At 41.3% G+C, this 14,574-nt stretch carries 14 protein-coding genes and 1 pseudogene; 9 read left to right on the top strand and 6 right to left on the bottom strand.

The window, feature by feature from the left end; translation table 11 throughout:
- Positions 1-1,266: pseudogene (locus ACQQ5U_RS17325) on the bottom strand (hypothetical protein); the annotation flags it as partial.
- Positions 1,267-1,478: 212 nt separating this feature from the next.
- Between ACQQ5U_RS17325 and ACQQ5U_RS17320 the strand changes: the two are divergent.
- From ACQQ5U_RS17320 to ACQQ5U_RS17295, 6 genes are all read left to right on the top strand, one after another.
- Positions 1,479-2,219, top strand: a complete 741-nt coding sequence (locus ACQQ5U_RS17320) for a carboxypeptidase-like regulatory domain-containing protein (protein WP_437399455.1) — start codon at positions 1,479-1,481, stop codon at positions 2,217-2,219.
- Complete coding sequence (locus ACQQ5U_RS17315; protein ID WP_437399454.1) at positions 2,216-3,010, top strand: hypothetical protein; 795 nt, start codon at positions 2,216-2,218, stop codon at positions 3,008-3,010. The genes ACQQ5U_RS17320 and ACQQ5U_RS17315 overlap by 4 nt, the downstream gene beginning before the upstream one ends.
- 135 nt (positions 3,011-3,145) lie before the next feature.
- The gene (locus tag ACQQ5U_RS17310) at positions 3,146-3,664 is read left to right on the top strand and encodes a DUF6702 family protein (RefSeq protein ID WP_437399453.1); all 519 of its coding nucleotides are present in this window, start codon (positions 3,146-3,148) and stop codon (positions 3,662-3,664) included.
- Between the two features lie 60 nt (positions 3,665-3,724).
- Positions 3,725-6,040: a M1 family metallopeptidase gene (locus ACQQ5U_RS17305; RefSeq protein WP_437399451.1), complete on the top strand. Its 2,316-nt coding sequence runs from the start codon at positions 3,725-3,727 to the stop codon at positions 6,038-6,040.
- An 83-nt stretch (positions 6,041-6,123) separates the two neighbouring features.
- Positions 6,124-6,396: a Sec-independent protein translocase subunit TatA/TatB gene (locus ACQQ5U_RS17300; protein ID WP_437399449.1), complete on the top strand. Its 273-nt coding sequence runs from the start codon at positions 6,124-6,126 to the stop codon at positions 6,394-6,396.
- 7 nt (positions 6,397-6,403) lie between these two features.
- The gene (locus tag ACQQ5U_RS17295; RefSeq protein WP_437399448.1) at positions 6,404-6,976 is read left to right on the top strand and encodes a phosphatase PAP2 family protein; all 573 of its coding nucleotides are present in this window, start codon (positions 6,404-6,406) and stop codon (positions 6,974-6,976) included.
- Here the strand turns inward: ACQQ5U_RS17295 and ACQQ5U_RS17290 are convergent.
- A complete protein-coding gene (locus ACQQ5U_RS17290) occupies positions 6,942-7,583 on the bottom strand; it encodes an O-methyltransferase (RefSeq protein ID WP_437399446.1) in 642 nt (213 codons plus the stop codon). The genes ACQQ5U_RS17295 and ACQQ5U_RS17290 overlap by 35 nt on opposite strands.
- 242 nt (positions 7,584-7,825) lie before the next feature.
- On the opposite strand from ACQQ5U_RS17290, the gene ACQQ5U_RS17285 reads away from it, so the two are divergent.
- The 3 genes from ACQQ5U_RS17285 to ACQQ5U_RS17275 are packed head-to-tail and all read left to right on the top strand — an operon-like array spanning position 7,826 to position 10,805.
- On the top strand, positions 7,826-8,290 hold the full coding sequence (locus ACQQ5U_RS17285; RefSeq protein ID WP_437399444.1) for an N-acetyltransferase family protein: 465 nt from the start codon (positions 7,826-7,828) through the stop codon (positions 8,288-8,290).
- A 57-nt stretch (positions 8,291-8,347) separates the two neighbouring features.
- Positions 8,348-9,616, top strand: coding sequence for a kynureninase (gene kynU / locus ACQQ5U_RS17280; protein WP_437399442.1), 1,269 nt, complete (start codon positions 8,348-8,350; stop codon positions 9,614-9,616).
- 40 nt (positions 9,617-9,656) lie between these two features.
- On the top strand, positions 9,657-10,805 hold the full coding sequence (locus tag ACQQ5U_RS17275; protein ID WP_437399440.1) for an MFS transporter: 1,149 nt from the start codon (positions 9,657-9,659) through the stop codon (positions 10,803-10,805).
- A gap of 497 nt (positions 10,806-11,302) precedes the next feature.
- On the opposite strand, the gene ACQQ5U_RS17270 is transcribed toward ACQQ5U_RS17275, so the two are convergent.
- The 4 genes from ACQQ5U_RS17270 to ACQQ5U_RS17255 all read right to left on the bottom strand — a co-directional run bounded on the left by ACQQ5U_RS17270 (position 11,303) and on the right by ACQQ5U_RS17255 (position 14,497).
- Complete coding sequence (locus ACQQ5U_RS17270) at positions 11,303-11,755, bottom strand: hypothetical protein (protein ID WP_437399439.1); 453 nt, start codon at positions 11,753-11,755, stop codon at positions 11,303-11,305.
- Between the two features lie 118 nt (positions 11,756-11,873).
- Positions 11,874-12,620 carry a malonate transporter subunit MadM gene (madM, locus tag ACQQ5U_RS17265; protein WP_437399438.1) on the bottom strand — a complete coding sequence of 249 codons (747 nt, stop codon included), beginning with the start codon at positions 12,618-12,620 and terminating at the stop codon, positions 11,874-11,876.
- Positions 12,621-12,623: 3 nt separating this feature from the next.
- Positions 12,624-13,004 carry a malonate transporter subunit MadL gene (gene madL, locus ACQQ5U_RS17260; RefSeq protein ID WP_437399436.1) on the bottom strand — a complete coding sequence of 127 codons (381 nt, stop codon included), beginning with the start codon at positions 13,002-13,004 and terminating at the stop codon, positions 12,624-12,626.
- Positions 13,005-13,009: 5 nt separating this feature from the next.
- Positions 13,010-14,497, bottom strand: a complete 1,488-nt coding sequence (locus ACQQ5U_RS17255) for an acyl-CoA synthetase (RefSeq protein ID WP_437399435.1) — start codon at positions 14,495-14,497, stop codon at positions 13,010-13,012.
- Between the last annotated feature and the right edge of the window lie 77 nt (positions 14,498-14,574).

The raw sequence follows: 14,574 nt of genomic DNA, 5'->3' as shown, positions 1-14,574 counted from the left end.
GGTTACCACATATGGGGTTGCCGTTGAACCGTCGCCTGTGACGGTATTTATCCCTGCCCCCGTAACGATTGTCTCAGTTCCATCAGCTGCGTTGTTCGTGATCTCGGTGTCGACGTAGTTTTTTGTTGCGGCGTCCTGTGGGTTGGTGGGGTCGGTCACATCGGTTATCGCGTTGTTTCCCGCACTTGGGTCCAATGTAAGAACATCTGTTAGGTCCTGGGCCTCCGTTGCGGTTACCACATATGGGGTTGCCGTTGAACCGTCGCCTGTGACGGTATTTATCCCTGCCCCCGTAACGATTGTCTCAGTTCCATCAGCTGCGTTGTTCGTGATCTCGGTGTCGACGTAGTTTTTTGTTGCGGCGTCCTGTGGATTTGTTGGGTCTGCCAAATTAAATATGCTTTGGTTGCCTAAATCAACATCGGCCGCCGCAGCTCCAAATCCACTCAAGGGAATGTTTGTTTTGTCAAGCTTTGCATTGGTGACGTTTCCATCCGAGATTTTTAGTGTTGTCACCGCATCATCTGCTAATTCAGGGGTGTCAATACCTAAAGGTGCAACATCCAAAGTATAAGGGTCTGCCTCGGAACCCGCACCTAATCGTTCCAAGGTTGTATCAAAAGGGCCTACTATTTCGTTCCCAACAATACTATCTTTCTCCGTAATCCCCAATACGGATTCGTTTACCAAGGTCCATTGGCTTCCGTTCCATTGGAAAATGTCTCCAGGTTGCCCACCGGTAGCATCGGCTAATTTGCCGATGGTTACCGATTTGGGAGCCAAAAGCCCCGTGGTAATCGATGTAGGCTGGATTTTTGAGTCAGCATTTATAGACTGGGTTACAATATTTGCCCCAGTGATCTGTCCCACTTCATAATTGTAATTGACGCTGCCATCTGGATTGTTGGTTTGGGTAATAACAACGGTGCTGTCCCTTGCTTGTGGGTTGAGTAGACTTAAATAATCCGCTCTGGTACTTACCGTAAAGGAGTTGTCGAGTTCTTCGCAGATGTTGATCCACTCCGTTCCATTGTAATAGTGCAGACACTCTTGATCGGTGTTGTAGACCATGGCGCCGGGCAATGGGTTGATCATGCTCATTTGGGCGTCGGTCACTCTGGTAATTACCAATACACGGGTTGTGCTTTCCAGTTCAAGTACAGAGGCGGGGTCCAAGTTTTGCGGGTTGTTCCCGATTTTTACCTGAGCGTTCAGCGTGTTGATCAAGAGTAGGCCAATGATCAAGGATACAATTGAAGTTTTCACAATGTTTGTTATTTGAGGATTTCCAAACGTAATAAACAAAACTAACCTTATGTTTTAATTTTTTTAATAAATACCGCCAAAACACGTAATTCAAGGGTGAATGGAATTCGCTTTGGTATATTTGTAGGATTAGAATTAACAAAAGTTTAGAACGGCTTAATTTTTTTTACGAGCTCCAAGGGTTTTCTTTAACTTGTGCTAAATACATTAAAATGAAAAATATTTTTTTGATATTGTTCTCTTTACTTGTGTCGGGTTGGTCCTTGGCACAGGATTCGCGCCAAATGCTCAGGGGCAAGGTGCTCTACAGGAGTTCAAATGTTCCTAATGAGAATGTTATCAATTCCACTAGTGGACATGCTACGATTACCAACGATAATGGAGAGTTTGTGATAGCGGTACAAGAGGGAGACCAGTTGGTGTTTACCGCGGTAAACTACCAATTGGAGGTGGTTACCATTACCTCCGAAATATTGGCGAACAATCGTTTGGTGGTGGAAGTAACGGAAAAGGTGCAAGAGTTGGACGAGGTGGTAGTTACCCCGGAAAACCAAGAAAGGTTCCTACAGGTAAAAAACGAAGATTTAAAGGAGTTCAACTACGAAATAGATAGGGGCACCGAAGTGGAAAATATTGCAAACTCCAGGGTTACGCGAGGTATGAAGGATGGTCTTAACTTTGTGAATATCTTCAAAGCATTGTTTAAATCACAAGAGGTCAACGGGCAACAAAGAGCTCCGTTAAAGGTGAGCGAAGTGCTTCGACATGTGTATGACGATGAGTTTTTTGTAGTTGACCTTAGGTTGCCACAGGACAAAATTGACGCATTTCTTTTGTATTGCGACGACAAGGTTCCTTCGCAGACCTTGCTCAGAAAAGAAAACGAATTTCAATTAATAGATTTTCTGGTTACCCAAAGCAAAGAGTATTTGGCAACTTTAAATGAGGAATGAAAAAATTCTTTATTGCATTGGTGATTTTCTCCGCCCAATGGGGTTTTGCCCAAGAGGGTGATGGCAAAGTATTGCAGGGAAGAGTTACCAGTACGGACAAGGATGTTGTAGGTGTAGTGGTTCAGAATATTACCACAAAGGATGCCGTTATCACCGATTTGGAAGGCAACTTTTCTATTCGAGTCCGGGTAAATGATACCTTGGTGTTCTCCGCAGTACATTTTTTACGGAAATCCATACCAGTTTCCAAAGCATTGTTCCAATCCAACTTTGTAGAAGTGCCCATGCAGGAATTTGTGAACCAATTAAAGGAAGTGGTCGTAAGCCCATATGATTTAACCGGGGACTTAAGTAAAGATATAGATAGGGTCACCTTGGAAAAAGATGTGAGCGCGGAAGCATTGAATTTGCCCAATGCCCACCAACGGGTGCCTACTCAAAATGAGCGAAGGCTGAAACAAGCAACTGCAGGAAAGTTCAACGTGGGAATGCTATTGAATCCACCCATCGACCCACTTATCAATGCGATTACCGGTCGCACCAAAATGCTAAAAAACAGGGTGAAAGTGGACAAGAGTTACGCGCAGACACAGCGCGTTCAGGGATATTATGCTGATTCACTTTTTGTAACTACCTTAAAAATCCCCATGGAAAAAATTGATGATTTCATGTATTTCTGTGAAGTGGACGAAACTTTTCAGGCTGCTGTGAATTCACAGGATAAATTGAGGATATGGGATGTGATGGTACAGAAAAGCAGAGCTTATCGCGAAAACAACAACTTGGATTGATTTCTTTAGATGTCTGATGTCTGATGTCTGATGTCTGATGTCTGATGTCTGATGTCTGAAAAATAGTTTGGCAGGTAAATTGCAGAAAGAATCATAAAACTGTAACATTGTTGCACAATTAAAGTCTAATAACACATGATGAAACTGAAAAAAGCAAAAATGTTGATTTTGCCTTTGGCAATGCTTTTATTTATGTCTTTCTCATCCGCCCATAAATTTTATGTAAGCGTTACCAATATGGTTTATTCGGAAGAAGACAGCGCTTTCCAGATTACCAGTCGGATCTTTATAGACGACCTCGATAAACTTCTTAAAGAACGTTATGGCATCGAGGCCAAACTGGCCACTCCAAAAGAATCCAAAATAGCCGATGAGTACATCGAAAAATATTTTAGGTCAAAATTCGTGGTCGAATTGGACGGGAAGGTTGTACCGTACAACTTTCTTGGAAAAAGGTACGATACCGATGTGGTGATCTGCTACCTGGAAATTCCCAACGTAAAATTATCCGAAGTAAGAACCATGTCAGTGCAGAATGAGGTGCTGACCGATTTGTTTGATGAACAGCAAAACGTGGTCCATGTAAAGTGGAACGGGAACAAAAAAAGTTTTGTGTTGATCAGGGAGAACAATAAAGGAATGTTAAACTTATGACGTATTCTTAACATTTGGTTAAAATATGTTATTTTTCACCGTTATAAAATCAGATAGAAAATGAACAGATTCAAGTATTGCTTAGCTTCCCTGTTGTTCCTTTTTGGAGCCGTGGTTATGGCTCAAGAAGAGGGAGACGTTAAAGAAGAACGGGAGCCCGGTCACTACAACCAAAGTAAATTTAAACAATTGTACGAGGAATTTTCCTCTCCAAACACTTACCGGTCCGCTTCTGGCGCACCCGGTCCAGATTATTATCAACAACAGGCGGATTATGTCATGGACATCCACCTAGATGATAAAAATGCCAAAATTAATGGTGAGGAAACCATTACTTACCACAACAATTCACCAGATGATTTAGAATTTCTTTGGGTACAATTGGACCAAAATGTACGTGCGAAGGATTCCAAGTCACCACTACGTAATGGAAACGGTGTAAATATTGCTTATACAGCAGGTAACTTCACCGAAGCATACATTAACGAGCCTTTCGATGGTGGTTTCAATATTGAATCGGTAAAAGATGATAGTGGAAAACCATTGTCTTATACCATCAACCAAACCATGATGCGTATCAATATTCCACAAGCACTTAAAAGTGGTGAGAATATTTCTTTCTCTATCAAATGGTGGTACAATATTCCTGATCATACCGTAAACAGGGCACGTTCGGGATATGAGTATTTCCCAAAAGATGGAAACCGTGCTTACGTAATTGCACAGTTCTTCCCAAGAATGGCTGTTTACAGTGATGTAGAAGGATGGCAAAACCATCAGTTCTGGGGAAGCGGAGAGTTCGCATTGCCATTTGGTAACTACGATGTGAGCATTACCGTTCCTGCAGATCATGTTTTGGATGGGACAGGAGAACTTCAAAACCGTGATGATGTATTCTCCAAAGATATGATGAAGCGTTACAAGCAGGCTAAAAAATCTTACGACAAACCTGTAATCATTGTAACCCAAGAAGAAGCCGAAGCCGCTGAAAAAGGTTTCTCTACCGATACCAAAACTTGGAAGTTTAAAGCTACCAATGTTAGGGATTATGCCTTTGCCACTTCCAGAAAATTCATCTGGGACATGCAAGCCGTTAAAATCGGAGGCAAAGATGTAATGGCAGTATCGCTTTATCCAAAAGAAGGTAACCCACTTTGGGAAGAAATGTCTACCAAAGCTGTGGCACAAACCTTGAATACTTACTCAGAACATACATTTGATTATCCTTATCACAAGGCAATTTCAGTTCATGCCAAAAACCAAGGTATGGAATACCCGATGATTTGCTGGAACTATGGTCGTCCTAACGAAGACGGTACCTATTCCGACAGAACAAAATATGGTATGATCAGTGTGATTATCCACGAAGTAGGACATAACTTCTTCCCAATGATCGTTAATTCCGATGAGCGCCAGTGGGGATGGATGGATGAAGGTTTGGATACCTTTATGCAGTATTTGGCAGAGCAGGATTTTGGGAAAAACAATCCAGAAGTTATTGCTCCGAACGAAAAATACCCTTCAAGAAGAGGTGAGCCTTCAAAAATTGTTCCTTATATGAGCGGAGATCAAAGTTTTATCTCGCCCATTATGTCCAACCCGGAAAATGTATACCAACTTGGGCCAAACGCCTATGGTAAACCTGCGACTGCCCTTAATATTTTAAGGGAAACAGTAATGGGTGAGGAGTTGTTCGACCATGCCTTTAAAACCTATGCACAACGTTGGATGTTTAAACACCCGACCCCAGAGGATTTCTTCCGTACTATGGAAGATGCTTCTGCAGTGGATTTGGATTGGTACTGGAGAGGATGGTTCTACACTACCGATTATGTTGACATAGGTGTAAAAGGAGTTAAAAAGTACTACGTGTCCAACAAACCGACCAAGGAAATGGAAAAATACATGGCCGATAGAAATCTTACCGAGGCTGATTTACCACCATTGGTTTACTTGGCGGAAGAGGATAGCGAAGATTTTGCTCCAGAACTTAAAGGAAAATCTCCAACAGAGACTTCCCAAAACTTGAAGGAATTCATGATGGACAATATGACCGAGGCCGAAAGAGCTCAGGTTAAGGAGCCCAAGTATTTCTACGAAATTACTTTTGACAAGCCAGGAGGCATTCCAATGCCATTGATTGTGGAGTATACCTATGCCGATGGCACAACCGAAAGCGTTACCTATCCTCCAGAAATTTGGAGAAAGAATGATGCTGAAGTAAAAAGAGTAATGGCTACAGAAAAAGAATTGGTAGGAATCGTAGTAGATCCAAAATTGGAAACTGCCGATATCGACACTACCAATAACTCTTGGCCTAAGAAAGAAGAGAAGTCGGACTTTGATAAGTTCAAAGAAAATATCAAAGGAAAATAGTAAAAGAAAAAACTATGTTAAGAGCCTCGTGATTTCACGGGGCTTTTTTTATTTTGAACCTAAGTTCTCATTATATTTGTGGCATGCAATTTCTATTCATTAGCGGAGCTGAGATTTTTTTCATCCTATTTATTGTGGTGATGGTGTTTGGTGCGGACAAAATTCCTGGAATAGCCAAAGGGCTTGGTAAAGGAATGCGCCAATTAAAGGATGCCACGGAGGATATAAAGCGTGAAATCCAAAATAGCACGGATATTGACACTGATTTCACCAAGGATATTCGTAAGGAAATCGATGATGTTAAGAAGAATGTAAACGAAGTTTCCGGCTCCATCAAAAGAGATCTTAATAAATAAATTTCCCATGTTGGAAAAAATGCTCAAATGGGATAGAGACACTTTTGTTTATCTCAATGGCTTGGGCATAGAGCGGTATGATGTTTTTTGGGCCACAGTGACCAACATTTCTACTTGGATTCCCCTTTTTATCCTATTTCTCATCTTGTTTTACCTGAAATTCTCAAAAAAAGAGGCCTTCTATAAATTTTTGACGGTTCTTGGATTGGCCATCTTTATAACGGTCATTACCCATTTGACCAAAATTTCGGTAGCAAGGTTAAGACCTAACAATACCGAAGAAATCAATACCCTGATCCGTATTCTAAAAACGCCAACGGATTATAGTTTTTTCTCTGGCCATGCGTCCAGTTCGTTCTCCATTACCATGTTGGTGTTCCTTTTTTTGAGACAAAAAGTAAAATGGGCGATACTATTTTTTATATGGCCCATATTGTTTGCCATGAGCCGAATTTATGTGGGGGTACATTTCCCGATTGATATTATTGTTGGAATGGTGGTAGGTTTGCTGTCCGGATGGCTTTTTTATTGGCTGTATCAACGCTTTATAGCACCCTACTCAACGTCAGTCCATCCCTAATGGGTAACAAAACCGTTTCCACCCGAGAATCTTCCTTCAATTTTTGATTGTATTTCAAAAGGGCATCTGTGGCCTTGTCCGATTTCTGTATGGGCTCGACCACTTTCCCAGACCAAAGCACATTGTCCGATAGAATAACGCTGCCAGGTTTTGTTTTTTGTAGCACCGCCTCAAAATATGCATCATAGTTGACCTTTTGCGCATCAATAAAAACAAGGTCAAAGGTCTGATTCAAGCTTGGGATGATTTCCAGGGCATCTCCAATATGTTGTTTGATTTGAGGACCAAATCCACTTTTATCAAAATACTTTCGTTGCATTTGATGAAGCTCCTCGTTTACCTCAATCGTATGCAGTTCACCCTCTTTTTGAAGCCCCTCCGCCAAACAAAGAGCAGAATAGCCCGTATAGGTGCCTATCTCCAAAATATAGTTGGGGTTGATGATTTTGGACAGCATACTTAATACCCGACCTTGAAAATGTCCCGTGATCATTCTGGGTTGTATCACTTTTAAATGGGTTTCTCGGGTAAGTTCCTGCAACAATTCCGGTTCGTTTTCCGAACTGTTGGCAATGTAACTCTCCAAAATGGGTGATAGGAAATGCATGATTTATTTTTCGCAAAAATATAGAAAAGAACTACATTGGAACAACGATTAAAACCTGTTGTGGTTTGATATAAAATTCGTCAGTTCGAGTAATTTTATAGAAAATTGTATCGAAAACTGAATTTTGAAGTTCAAAAACCTATTTCTCGATAAAAAATCCTTTGCACGATTTCACTCGAATTGACGGTTTTTGTGAAATCAATCCAAATCCCACAACGAATTGATTAAAGCAAAAACATTCCATGACGTTACCAAAGGTAAATATACGAACAGCAACGTTGGATGATCTTCCCGTGCTGCTAAATTTTGAACAAGAAATCATAAAAGCCGAACGTCCGTTCGATGTAACCATAAAAGAAGGGCCGGTCAGTTATTACGATATCGGCGAAATGATTCAAGATTCTAAAGCCCATGTGGTTGTTGCGGAGTCGGAAGATAAAGTTGTGGCCTCGGGCTATGCTATTCCCAAAAGGGCCAGACATTATTTAGATCATGAATTTTATGCCTATCTCGGTTTTATGTACACCGACGAAGATTATCGCGGCATGGGAATCAACGCTTTAATTGTAGAAGAATTAAAAACCTGGTCCAATGCCAATGGTCTCAAAGAAATTAGATTGACAGTATACAATGAAAATTTGCCTGCAATCAAGGCATACGAAAAAGTAGGCTTCAAAAAACACATCATTGAAATGCGTTTGGAGTAATTTTCTTTTCTTCAGATTACTTCCACATATCGTATTTTTGAGGAAAACCAAAAAAGAATGACGTTCCAAAATACGCTTGAATTAGCCAAAAAACTGGATGCTTCCGATAAATTGGCTTCCTATAGAAACGAATTCCACTATCCACAGGTCAACGGAAAGGATGTGATTTATTTTACGGGAAATTCCCTTGGGCTTCAACCTAAGCGCACCCAAAAATTTGTGGATGATGTGATGAAGGACTGGCGGGAATTGGCAGTGGAAGGTCATTTTTACGCCGATAAGCCTTGGTGGGACTACCACGAAAGACTTGCCGAAGGGTTGGGCAAAGTGGTCGGTGCCAAGCCCGAAGAAGTATCGGTAATGAACACGCTTACGGTCAACCTTCATTTTTTGATGGTTTCTTTTTATCGACCCAATAAAAAACGCTTCAAAATTATTTGTGAGGAAAAAGCATTTCCGTCCGATCAGTATATGTTGCAAAGTCAGGTTCGTTTTCATGGATTGGATCCCAAAGAAGCCATTGTAGAGGTAAAAAAGCGGGATGGCGAGCATGCATGGCGCACGGAGGACATCATCCAAAAAATCAATGAGGTAGGGGATGAACTTGCTCTTGTATTAATGGGTGGTGTGAATTACTATAATGGCCAAGTATTGGATATGGAAGCCATTACCAAAGCAGGAAAGGATGTAGGTGCCTTTGTGGGCTGGGATTTGGCCCACGGGGTTGGGAATATAAAATTGAACCTGCATGAATGGGGCGCAGACTTCGCCGCATGGTGCAGTTACAAATACATGAACAGTGGCCCAGGTAACGCTTCGGGAATCTTTGTTCATGAAAGGCATTTGGGGAAAGAGGACATCCCTCGTTTTGAAGGCTGGTGGGGCACCAAAAAAGAGACCCGCTTTTTAATGAAGCCCGAGTTCGACCCCATAGAAACCGCCGATGCTTGGCAGGTAAGCAATCCGCCCATACTTTCCATTGCGCCCTATTTGGCCTCTCTGGAAATATTTGATGAGGTCGGGATGGATGCCCTTATCGAAAAGCAAAAGACCATTGTGGCCTATTTGGAATTTGTGCTACATGAAATTGACAAGCAAGTGGGCAGTACTTTTGAAATCATTACCCCAGAGGCCAGAGGTTGCCAACTTTCAGTGTTTTTGCACGGGGAGGGCAAGGCCATCTTTGATTATTTAATGAAAAATGGTGTCGTTACCGATTGGAGGGAGCCCAACGTTATACGATTGGCCCCGGCCCCTTTGTATTGCTCTTATGAGGATATGTACCGTTTTGGACAAATCTTGAAAGCAGGAATACAGAACAAATAATCACAAAGCACTAAATGAACCAACCAAACCCTTTAAGTATATGAAATCCCTGTGGCTTATTTTGTCCAATCCTAGATATTTTGGAGCGGCATGGGTGTTCACCAGTATCAATATTTGGTTTGGGACTTGGGCGATATATATCCCCACCGTAAAGGAAAAGTTGGACATAGATAAGGCCGATTTGGGGATAGCTTTATTCTGCTTGTCTCTTGGTGTTTTTACCATTTTTCCTGTGGCCTCCAAGATTATTAACAAGCTTGGAGTTGGTAGGGCCTCGTGGTATGGAGTTGTAGGTGTCTCCGTAACGGCCATGTTGCCACTTATGGCGCCCAATTATTATTTGTTGATGGCCGCCTTGTATCTTTTTGGGGCCAGTAACGGTTTTATTGATATAGCCATAAACACCTTGGTCACAGAGATTGAAAAGGAAGACAAGCAAAACTTTATGTCCGCCGCGCACGGCTTTTTTAGTTTGGGCGGTATTTTGGTAGGACTGGGCAGTTTCTTGATTCCGGTGATTGGAAGCCCTGTGCTGCACATGGGCATAACCGTGGTATTGGTATTTGGAATTAATTTTTTTCTAAAAAAACATTACATCCATGTGGTGGCCGCACCCGTGGAAAAAGAACCTTTTAGCTTCAAACTATTTAAGCCGTTGTTGCTCTTGGGCATTATAGGCTTTGTTTCCTTTGGTAGCGAAGGTGCTATAATAGACTGGAGCGGGCTCTACCTTAAAGAAATGACCATGGCCCCTGAACTGCTCATAGGGGCGGGATTCTTGGCATTTTCAACGACTATGACCTTGGGAAGATTTCTGGGGGACGGCATCAGTGCGAAAATTGGCCCCATTAAAATTGTGGGACTGGGTGCTTTTATTGCGGCCATTGGCTTTGTTCTTGTATTGACGCAACACACCACATGGTCCATTATTGGTTTTGCCTTTAATGGCTTAGGTTTTTCGGTGATTGTTCCTGAATTGTTTCGGATAGGAGGCAATGTAAAGGGAGTGGATTCCTCCCAAGGAGTGGCCTTTATTGCAGGGGCAGGCTATATTGGGTTTTTGTTGGGACCCGTAATTCTTGGGTTTATAGCAGAAAATGCTTCGCTCAATTATAGCTTTATCTTGCTCTTGTGCCTTGCCCTTATGGTTTTGGGGATTACGTTTTTCTTACGTAGGAGGGGTAAATAAACTATTGGTTATTTGAACTTATCAATTCAACTTCATTGTTGCTTCAAACTGTTAGTGCTCGGAAATCTAAAAATCCAAACACCGACTACAATAGTTAATGAATATATTAAAACCCAAATAGTTTGATTAGACCAGCTAGTAATAAATCCACTATCCACAAAATAAAAGGTAACCCAAACTGATAGGAAAGAATAAATGGAAAGTATCAATTTCCTTTTCCATATTGAAATCCCCGAGTTTAAATTTCTTTGAAGAAACCAAAAAATTATCATCGCTGGGATTGAAAATATGAAGCCAACTATAAACATTAAAACTATGATTCCGGAAGAATTTAGAATCTCATTTGGACTAGATTGATTTATAATAACTCCCAAAATAAGTAGCAATAAAAGTGGAGAAACGATTATTGTTAAAACCCATATTTGAATTGTGTATCTCACTTCGAGTTTGAATCGTTTATTTGAACTTTTGTTTCACTCAGTTCTTTCAGGTTAGGGTTATTCATCCATTTCACTTTCTTTGTTCAAGAATACACTTCGGTTCTTCCATAAAAAATAGGAAATCCAGAATGAAGCTAGTGCAAAAGGCAAAAATAAAATTGTTCCGGGTGAAATTGAATTCGAGAATAAATCCCTAATTATTACAACCGTGAGCGAGTACCAATATAGCGAATTGGCCAAAAGTGCAGCTAACCAGCCAATTCCGGTTTTTTTCCAAAGTCCTATTGATCCGATTATCAGAAGAGGGGCCGACCATAAAAAATCAGCAATTCCAAATCCATACGTTGTGGCAAGATTTATCTGATCAGCACTATTTTTTGTTGAGGTGATGGCGGGCAGTTTAATGAAGGCGGCAATCCAAAAGAGTAAATGTAATATGGCTGCGATACCATTAATGAATGAAATTACTTTAATCCACCTGGTTCGATTATTGGTTGATCTATTTTTCATTCCCTTGTAAATTTCTATTAACTATGTTATTAGGATTTAAAATACATTAACATACGCCCAAAAAGGCTTAAAATCGATGTAAAGGATCATCCTTTATTTATACATCAATTGGATTTGCCTAAATATCCAAGAATCGCAAAATAACATAAAATAAGGATGGACATAATAGGCATCCTATTCCTGTGTAAAAGGTAGAGGTCAATGCCCCATAGGGAACCAATTCTTCATCCGTGGCCGCAAGTCCTGCCACCACACCACTGGTTGTACCGATCAACCCGCCAAAAACGATGGCTGCATGTGGGTTGTCCAATTTTATTTTCTTGGCTATTAAAGGTGTGCCAATGGTCGCAAAGATGGTCTTTACCACCCCTGTTGCCACACTTATGGCAATTACATCTGAACTTGCCCCAATGGCCGTGCCCGTTACCGGACCTACTATATAGGTGCAGGCCCCGGCCCCAATGGTGGTAAGACTCTCGATATTGGTATAGCCCATGCTCAACCCAATCAAAACCCCCATGGTAAATGATATAAAAACCCCGATGAGCAAAGAGACAAGCCCAGCCAACCCTGCTTGCCTTATTTTTGAAAGATCAGCGCTCATGGCAGTTGCCACCACAGCAAAATCGCGAAGCATCGGTCCTCCAAGTAATGCCATCCCCGCAAAAAGGGGAATATTTGAAATACCTTTTTCGTCACCCAAAAAAGCAAGTGATAGCCCTATAATAATCGCTATGGCAACCCCAGGGATTTTTTTGTTGGTAATGTATTTTGAAACCCAGGAGGAAAACAGCATGATGATCCCCACACAAAGAAATGCAAATACTAACCCATTTTTTCCAATGATGGTATTGATGATTTCCATATGTTATTTTTTTGGGGAGTCTGTACTCTTTTCTCTTCCAATCTTGGAAATCAAAGGAACCATTAACATGCATACCGCTGTGGCACTAATACCGAGAATAATGGCCAAAAATCCTCCGGAAAGTGCCGCTTTTACATTTAGTGTGGAGGTCATTGCCACAATAATTGGAATGTACATCGAACTCCAAAACCAAATACCTTTTTCCGTTTCTAAAACCAACCATTTCTTTTTTCGGAGATAAATGCTGGAGGTCATCAACAGGAACATGGCAAAACCCACACCGCCTATGTCGCTGTCAATATTGATGAGGTGGCCCAATAGGCGGCCCAACAGTTTTCCCATTAGAAAACATGCGGCCAACAGTGCAACTCCGTAGATTTTCATTTGTTTTATTGATTAGTGGTAAATAGTTCCTTGATATTATTCTTGGTGACCTTGCCCATAACATTTCTAGGTAAATCAGGCATGACCATATATTTTCTTGGTGTTTTATAGCCGGGCAATTTTTTGTGCAACCAAGATTTTAGCTCTTCAATATCAAAATTATCCGTCTCGGCGACAATAGCGGCCCCAATTATTTCTCCCCATTCCAAATCTGGAATGCCAACGACACCACAGTCCTTTATTTTGGGATGTTTACGGAGAACTTCTTCTATTTCCAATGCAGAGATTTTATATCCTCCGGATTTTATAATATCCACCGAATTCCTCCCAAGGATTTTAATGCTGTCACCATCCAAAACTGCAATATCACCGGATTTAAACCAACCCTCTGGTGTGAATGCCTCTTGTGTTGCTTTGGGCTTGTTCCAGTATTCTTTAAAAACATTGGGGCCTTTAATCAGGATTTCTCCGGGTTCATCATTTTGGACAGGCTTATGGTTCGCGTCGCCTAATCGAATTTCAACCCCGGGTAAGGGCTGTCCAATATGGCCTGGCTTTCGAATACCATCATAAGGGTTGCTGATGGCCATGCCCATTTCGGTCATCCCATATCTTTCCAGTAAAATATGACCACTTATTTCTTTCCATTGCTCTAAAACACTAATGGGAAGAGCAGCGGAGCCGGAGACCATAAGTCTAAACTTTTTGAGGTTTTTTGAAATTGATTCTTGCTCTGATGGGGTTAACTCCTTGAAGTGGGCAATCAATTTAAAATAAATAGTGGGTACGGCCATAAAAACATTTACCTCACCTTTATTAAATACATTATAGACCTCTTCGGGATTGAATTTAGGAAGGAATTCACAACAGGCTCCGCTCCATAGCGCGCAACTTAGCATATTGATAATACCGTGCACATGGTGTAGCGGGAGTACATTGAGTACATGGTCGTTTTTATTCCATTTCCAAGAATCGACCAATGTGGTTATTTGAGCTTCGATATTGTCGTGCGTGGTCACTACTCCCTTTGGTGCACCAGTTGTTCCACTGGTATAGAGAATCAGGGCGCTACGGTGCATCTGAACATTTGGTAATTGCCCTTCTTGGAAAATTATTTCAGATAAGGGTATAAAATTGATTTCACTGGTATTAAAAAGCGGGGCCAACAGCGGTCTAAATTCTTCTGAAAAAATAAGGGTCGACGCTTTCGTATCATTAAGAACATATTCAATGGAAGGCAAAGGGTGTTTTTCGCAGAGTGGTACGGCAATGCCACCGGCTCTCCATATTCCCCATTGGATTTTTGCATATTCAAAACTAGCGGGTACAAGAAAGGCTATCCGTGCTCCATTCAAGTCTTTTTGCCCGTTCAGTAATTTAAGTGCTACGTTTTTGGATTCTTCTAAGAGTTTATCATAAGTATAACTCTGACCTTCACTTTTGATTGCCGTTCGGCCAGCAAAATCAGTGGCTCTTTCAATTAATTCTATCATTGATTATTTGGTTGGTAAAATTCAACAATCGAACTCATTATGCGGAAAGATGTTTCTAATTTGTCTTTCGGCAACCT

Source organism: Flagellimonas lutimaris (genome assembly GCF_051494225.1).
Lineage (GTDB): Bacteria > Bacteroidota > Bacteroidia > Flavobacteriales > Flavobacteriaceae > Flagellimonas > Flagellimonas lutimaris_A.
The sequence above is the reverse complement of the archived record's forward strand: the minus strand, read 5'-3'. Positions and strand labels throughout refer to the sequence as shown.

Coding starts and splice junctions, on each gene's coding strand:
- ACQQ5U_RS17315 (WP_437399454.1), top strand. CDS start 2,216: ATGAAAAAATTCTTTATTGCATTGGTGATTTTCTCCGCCCAATGGGGT.
- kynU (WP_437399442.1), top strand. CDS start 8,348: ATGACGTTCCAAAATACGCTTGAATTAGCCAAAAAACTGGATGCTTCC.
- ACQQ5U_RS17290 (WP_437399446.1), bottom strand. CDS start 7,583: ATGCATTTCCTATCACCCATTTTGGAGAGTTACATTGCCAACAGTTCG.
- ACQQ5U_RS17255 (WP_437399435.1), bottom strand. CDS start 14,497: ATGATAGAATTAATTGAAAGAGCCACTGATTTTGCTGGCCGAACGGCA.
- ACQQ5U_RS17275 (WP_437399440.1), top strand. CDS start 9,657: ATGAAATCCCTGTGGCTTATTTTGTCCAATCCTAGATATTTTGGAGCG.
- ACQQ5U_RS17310 (WP_437399453.1), top strand. CDS start 3,146: ATGATGAAACTGAAAAAAGCAAAAATGTTGATTTTGCCTTTGGCAATG.
- ACQQ5U_RS17295 (WP_437399448.1), top strand. CDS start 6,404: ATGTTGGAAAAAATGCTCAAATGGGATAGAGACACTTTTGTTTATCTC.
- ACQQ5U_RS17270 (WP_437399439.1), bottom strand. CDS start 11,755: ATGAAAAATAGATCAACCAATAATCGAACCAGGTGGATTAAAGTAATT.
- madM (WP_437399438.1), bottom strand. CDS start 12,620: ATGGAAATCATCAATACCATCATTGGAAAAAATGGGTTAGTATTTGCA.
- ACQQ5U_RS17320 (WP_437399455.1), top strand. CDS start 1,479: ATGAAAAATATTTTTTTGATATTGTTCTCTTTACTTGTGTCGGGTTGG.
- ACQQ5U_RS17285 (WP_437399444.1), top strand. CDS start 7,826: ATGACGTTACCAAAGGTAAATATACGAACAGCAACGTTGGATGATCTT.
- ACQQ5U_RS17305 (WP_437399451.1), top strand. CDS start 3,725: ATGAACAGATTCAAGTATTGCTTAGCTTCCCTGTTGTTCCTTTTTGGA.
- ACQQ5U_RS17300 (WP_437399449.1), top strand. CDS start 6,124: ATGCAATTTCTATTCATTAGCGGAGCTGAGATTTTTTTCATCCTATTT.
- madL (WP_437399436.1), bottom strand. CDS start 13,004: ATGAAAATCTACGGAGTTGCACTGTTGGCCGCATGTTTTCTAATGGGA.